5 protein-coding genes are annotated in these 6,072 nt (G+C 71.8%); 1 reads left to right on the top strand and 4 read right to left on the bottom strand.

Annotation, left to right across the window (positions count from 1 at the left end):
• Positions 1–163: 163 nt before the first annotated feature.
• Positions 164–1,039: a class II glutamine amidotransferase gene (locus GT354_RS37130; protein WP_161360790.1), complete on the bottom strand. Its 876-nt coding sequence runs from the start codon at positions 1,037–1,039 to the stop codon at positions 164–166.
• A gap of 364 nt (positions 1,040–1,403) precedes the next feature.
• Between GT354_RS37130 and GT354_RS37125 the strand changes: the two genes are divergently transcribed.
• Positions 1,404–2,183, top strand: coding sequence for an SDR family oxidoreductase (locus GT354_RS37125; protein ID WP_161360789.1), 780 nt, complete (start codon positions 1,404–1,406; stop codon positions 2,181–2,183).
• 142 nt (positions 2,184–2,325) lie between these two features.
• Here GT354_RS37125 and GT354_RS37120 read toward each other — a convergent pair whose 3' ends face one another.
• From GT354_RS37120 to GT354_RS37110, 3 genes are all read right to left on the bottom strand, one after another.
• Positions 2,326–3,696 carry a pyridoxal-dependent decarboxylase gene (locus GT354_RS37120; protein WP_161360788.1) on the bottom strand — a complete coding sequence of 457 codons (1,371 nt, stop codon included), beginning with the start codon at positions 3,694–3,696 and terminating at the stop codon, positions 2,326–2,328.
• Between the two features lie 135 nt (positions 3,697–3,831).
• The gene (locus GT354_RS37115; RefSeq protein ID WP_161360787.1) at positions 3,832–4,299 is read right to left on the bottom strand and encodes an Lrp/AsnC family transcriptional regulator; all 468 of its coding nucleotides are present in this window, start codon (positions 4,297–4,299) and stop codon (positions 3,832–3,834) included.
• A 180-nt stretch (positions 4,300–4,479) separates the two neighbouring features.
• On the bottom strand, positions 4,480–5,670 hold the full coding sequence (locus GT354_RS37110) for an FAD-dependent monooxygenase (RefSeq protein ID WP_346012344.1): 1,191 nt from the start codon (positions 5,668–5,670) through the stop codon (positions 4,480–4,482).
• Positions 5,671–6,072 lie beyond the last annotated feature (402 nt).

Genomic DNA, 6,072 nt, shown 5'->3' with positions numbered 1-6,072 from the left:
GGCCCGCGCGTGCCGCGAATGCGCCCGCCTGGCGATGGCCACGACCCCCTGACGCGCCACCGCGCCACCGCCGCGCCACCGTGCGACCGACCCGAGCGCTCCCCTCGACCGCAGCCGCGTCGCCTCGACCGCCGGGGTCGCCCCCGCGCCGACGCGACGAACGTCAGCCGTGCCGCTGCGACGCGGCCGCTTGCGGACGCAGATCGGTGACCCGCAGCGGATACGCGGGCGGCCGGCTCAAGGCGACGGTCGATCGCACGCGCGGCCCGGCGCCGACCCGAAGCAGTTCCCCGGGGGCCAGGAGCCGCCAGCCGGGGTCGTCGTCCATCGGCTCGCTCGCGACCACCACGCACGGGACATCGGCCAGTTCGCTCGACCGGGCGCGGACGTGATTACGCTCGGAGCCGTGATCCAGGGGCTCACGGGGCCGGCCGACGTCGGTTCGGCGATCCAGCACGTACAACGTGTGGGTGTCCGGGTAGCGCAACGCCCACAGTTCGTCGGGTGTGGTCAAGATCAGGTTGAGACTGAACAACGGCAGGTGCTCGGCCACCCAGGTCGCGGCCGCGACGATGCCGGCGCCGATATCGCCGTCGGCCCGGTCGATCTCCCGCGTGACGAGCGCGAAGAACCGCTCGGAGTCGGTCTGTCCATACACGTGTTCGGCGCCGCCGTCGGCGGCCAGGTGCGCGTCGAGCAGATCCAGACCCTCGATGACGCCGTTGTGGGCGAACAACCGGCCCTGCTGCGCGAAGGGGTGGGTGTTGGCCACCGTGGTCGGGCCGGTCGAGGCGAAGCGCACGTGAGCCACGAACGTCGTCGACTCCAGTTCCCGCGCCTCCACCGCGAATTCGCGATCCTCCCAGGCCGCCACCGGCTGCCGCAGCACGACCGGCGACCGGTCGGGCCCGAAGACGCCCACGCCGGTCCCGTCCGGATTCTCCCGGCTCTGCTGCTCCAGGCTGTCCGGGGCCTGGGCGAGCCAGAAGGTCGCGTGGACACGGTGGGGCGCACTGGACAGCCCGAAAAGTCGACACATGCTCTCGCCCATTCCCGCGCACCGGGCGGTGAAGCACCACACCCGCCCGGACGCGATCCGCTCCCCTACGGCGAAGAGCGCCTCAGGAGGGAGCGTCCCGACGAACGGAGCGTCCCGACGAAAGGGGCGTCGCGACGAAGCAGGGGCGTCCCGACTGAGACACGCGACGGACGGGGGCATGATCCCGAAGAAACGGACGGGGGCACGACCCGAAGAAGACGCGTCCCGACGAGGACCAGCCCGGACGAAAACGCGCGACGGGCGAAACGCCCACTCCCGACCAAGGCGCCCCCAGGAGAGACCGCGACCAGGCGACCTTGCCCCCAGGCGACCCCGCGGCCCGGGTCCCTCCTAAAGTGCCGCCATGACCTCGCAGCGGTATCTCTCCGAACTGTTCTCGCTGGACGGCCGAGTCGCGGTGGTGACCGGCGGCAGCTCCGGCATCGGCCGCGCGATCGCCGGGGCCCTCGCGCACGCCGGCGCGCGCGTGGTGATCGTGGCCCGCAAGAAGGCGGAACTGGTCGCCGCGGTCGACGAGTTGACCGCCGACGGTTGCCAGGCCGCCTGGGTGAGCGGCGACCTGAGCTCCCGCGCCGGGGTGCGCGCGGCGGCCGAGGACGCGGCAGCGGTGTTCGGCGAACCGGACATCCTCGTCAACAGCGCCGGGATCAACCTGCGGCCGCCGATGAGCGAGCTGGGCGACGACGTGTGGGACGCCACGATGGCGGTGAACCTGGAGGCGCCGTTCCTGCTCGGGCAGCGGTTCGGGCCGGGAATGGCCGAACGCGGCTTCGGGCGGATCATTCACATCACTTCCCAGCAGGCTCACCGGGCGTTCGTGCAGAGCGGCGCCTACGGGGTCTCCAAGGGCGCGTTGGAGTCGTTGGCCCGCTCGCAGGCCGAGGCGTGGTCTCCGCACGGTGTCACGTGCAACACCCTGGTGCCCGGGTTCGTGATGACCGCGCTCAACGAGCGGCTCTCGTCCGACCCCGAGAAGGTGGCGGCCCTGGCCGCCCGCACGATGGTCGGCCGCAACGGCCTGGCCGAGGACTTCGCGGGCGCGGCGGTGTTCCTGGCGAGCCGCGGGGCCGGGTACGTCACCGGCCAGTCGATCCACGTCGACGGCGGGATGTCGGTGCACTGAAGGCCGACCCGAATCCGTTCGGGTTCGCCGCCTTGTCGACGACGAGCGGTTCGCCGCCGTGTCGACGGCGAACCGAACGGACCGGCTGCGAGGGCGAGTTCGCGTGCGCGCGGCACGCCGCCGGGATGCCCGTCCTCCGCCGTCAGCCCGCGATCGGGTCCGCCATGGTCGCCAGGATCTCCTCGACCGTCGTCATCGTCGTGCCCGGGTGCAGGAACGCGAAGCGGGCGACCGTCTCGCCCTCCCAGCCGGTCGGGGTCACGAAGCCGATCTGGCCGGCCAGCAGGCGCTGGGACCACGCCAGGTAGTCGGCCGCGTCCCACCCGGCCCGCCGGAACAGCACCGCCGACAGCTCCGGGTCGCGGATCAGCTCCAAGTGCGGGGTCGCGCGGATCAGTTCGGCGGTGTCGCGGGCCAGCGTGAGCGCCGTCTCGATGGCCTCGGTGTACGCGTCGGTGCCGTGTACCGCGAGCGAGAACCACAGTGGCAGGCCGCGCGCGCGGCGGGTCAGGTGGTACGCGTAGTCGGTCGGGTTCCACTCCTCCGGGGCGTCGGTGTGCAGGACGTCGAGGTACGAGGCGTCCTGCGTGTGCACGCCCCGGGCCAGGCTCGGGTTGCGGTACACCAGCGCGGCGCAGTCGAACGGAGCGAACAGCCACTTGTGCGGGTCGACCACGAACGAGTCGGCGAGCTCGATGCCGTCGTACTTGGCCCGTACGCTCGGCGCGAGCAATCCCGCACCGCCGTACGCGCCGTCCACGTGGAACCACAAATCCCGCTCGCGGGCCACCGCGCCGATACCGGCCAGGTCGTCGACGATGCCTGCGTTGGTGGTGCCGGCGGTGGCCACCACCCCGATCACGTCGCCCGTGTCGGGGTCGGCGGCGAGCGCGGCCCGTAGCGCCTCGCCGGTCAGCCGATGGTCGGTGGTCGCCACGACCAGCGCGTCCATCCCGATGATGTGCAGCGTGTTGCCGATCGACGAGTGCGCCTGGTCGCTCACCGCGACCCGCAGCCGATCACGCGCCCCGACACCCAGCCGCCGCCGACCCATGTCCCGCGCGACCACGAGCGCGGACAGGTTGCCCGCCGACCCGCCGCTGACGAAACAGCCGCCCGCGCTCGCCGGCAGGCCGGCCAGATCGGAGATCAGCCGGAGCACCTGGTTCTCGGCGGCCACCGCGCCCGCCGCCTCCAGCCACGAGATGCCCTGGAGCGACGCGCACGAGACGACCATGTCGAACAGCAGCGCGGCCTTGGTCGGCGCAGCCGGGATGAAGGACAGGAAGCGCGGGCTGTCGCACGAGATGACGGACGGCGCGAGCTGGTCCGCGTACACCGCCAGCACGTCACCGGGATCGTTGCCCTGCGCGCCGATCAGTCCTTCGAGCGCGCGGTCGAGCTTGTCCTTGCGTCCGGGATGGTCCAGCGGGACGGGATCGAGGGCGAGCCGGTCGCGCATGTAGTCGAAGACGAGGTCGGCGAGAGCAGGGTCGTACCGGTGCATGCGCATGGGGGGTCTCGGCGTTCTCACGTAAGGGCGGGCTCGGGGGAGCTGAGGGCGCCGGGACGATCCACACCGGCTGTTCCAACCCTAGGTACACGTGTGCGAGCGGCCAAGACGTCGGACGTGCGCGACGACGCCGATCTATTGCGTCTCCATCCCCTGCCAACTCGTTCCGTTGCGCCTGACCAGGCGAGATAGCACGACAGTGCTCTTCGTACGCACCACGAACGCCTCGGCGCTGATCCGTTCCAACACGCGTTCGAAGTGCTGTACATCGGCCGCGAGCAGGTGGATCACCGCGTCCGCGTCACCGGTCACGGTGCTCGCCGACACCACCTCCGGGTACTTCGCCAGCGCCCGCCCGATATCGCCGGGCGAGGTGCGGCCCACGCAGTACAGCTCGACGAACGCCTCCGTCGACCACCCGAGCGCGGCCGGCTCCACCGACGCCGAGAAACCGGTGATCACGCCGGTCGCGAGCAACCGGTCCACCCGCCGCTTCACGGCCGACGCGGACAACCCGACGATCGAACCGATCTCCGCATACGTCGCACGCGCGTCGTCGACGAGTGCGGTGATGATCCGGCTGTCGAGCGGGTCGAGCGCCATCGGTCGGGTCTCCTGGGTGACGGGGAGCGGGGCACCGCAAGTGGTGCCCGGGGCACAGTGACGGTAGCCCACGGCGACCGCCTTCCCCGCGCGCCCGGGTCGGCCCGACCCGTTCTCCGGTCACGGCGGCGCTGCCGTGACCGGCGGCGTCGCCCGAGCACGGGGGCGGCCGGTGACCGGTCAGCCCGGATAGTCGGGAAGGGTGATGCCGGCGGCGCGGGCCTCGCCCTCGGCGAGCAGGTGCGCGAGCACGGCCGGGTCGCCCAGCATCACGTTGCGGACGGCGACGGCATCGGCGGTCGCGGGAGCGAGGAACGCGCCGGTGTCCTCGCCGCCCTTCTGGCACTCCGTCACGAAGTCGCGCACCGCGCGCTCGTAGCGGTCGAACGCGACGACGTGGTTGCCGCCCGCCGCGGCCAACTCGCCGGCGAGTACATAGGCCCCGATCACGGCCGAGCCGGTGCCCATGCCGCCGAGCGTCGCCCCGTACGCGGCGTCGCCCACGAGCGCGACCCGGCCCGCGGACCAGCGCGGCACATCGACTCGGGCTATCGCGTCGAAGTACAGCTCGGGCGCGTCGGCCAGTGCCTCGATCAGCGTCGGGGCCACCCAGCCCACGTCGGCGAACACGTCGGCGACGATCCGCTTTTGCCCCGCGACGTCGCGGCGGTCGTGGTCGAGCGGTCCGGCCGCGAAGAACGCGAACACGTCGGCGGTGGGGCCTCGGCGGCTGTCCAGCACGCCGATCAGCTTGCCGGCGACGTTGTGGGCGATGCGGGCCTCGGGTACGCCGATGTGGTGCGGCACCATCCAGCCCGCGACGTGGTAGCCGAGGTGGGTGAGGTAGTCCTTTTCCGGGCCGAAGGCCAGCTCACGTGTGTTCGAGTGCAAGCCGTCGGCGCCGATCACGAGATCGAACGTGCGTTTGGTGCCGCTCTCGAACTCGACCTGCACGCACGCGTCGGCGTGGTCGGAGGCGGTGGTGTCGGTCAGGGTGGCGATCGAGTCGCCGAAGACGTACTCGGTCGTGTCGCGGGTGCGTTCGTACAGCACCCGGGCCAGGTCGCCGCGGGCGACCTCGAGGTCGCCGCCGGTGAATTCCGGGGGCAGCGCGGCGAGTGGGTTGCCCGCGTCGTCCACGAAGGTCCACGTGGTGCCGCCCGTGGCCAGGGCCCGCAGATCGTCGAGGATGCCGGTGCGGTCGAGCACGGCCAGGTGGGCGGAGCTGCGGAAGTCGACGGCGTAGCCGCCGCCGCGCAGCGCGGGGGCCACCTCGACCACGGTGGGTTCGAAGCCGCGGCGGGCCAACCAGTAGGCCAGGGTCGGGCCGGCGACGCTTGCTCCGGAGATCAGGATTCTCTTGTTTCGCACGACGGGTCCCTTTGGATCGGGGTTCTTGATCGGTCTTCCGGGTCGGGCTTCTCGAGCGGATCTCGGTCGGGACGCTCGATCTGGTTGTTCGATCGGGACGCTCGACCGGGATCCTCGGTCGGGACGCTTGATCGGATCGAACTGTGTCCCTCGGACACTGTGTACGGTAGACACAGTCACCCGGCGGGGGCAACACCCGGTTTCGAAACAGGTCGGAGGCAGCGATGGACGGCAGCACACCGGCAGAGCACGCCCGCATCGTCGAATTGCTGTGGGATCGGCGCGAACGCCCGCGCAGTGGCCCCAAGCCCGTGCTCAGCCCGGAACTGGTCACGGCCTCGGCGATCGCGATCGCGGACGCGGAGGGGCTCGCCGCCGCGACGATGCAGCGGATCGCGGCCG

This window comes from Streptomyces sp. SID3343 (genome assembly GCF_009865215.1).
Taxonomy (GTDB): domain Bacteria; phylum Actinomycetota; class Actinomycetes; order Streptomycetales; family Streptomycetaceae; genus Embleya.
Note: the sequence above shows the minus strand (reverse complement) of the source record. Positions and strands in the feature narration are given on the sequence as shown.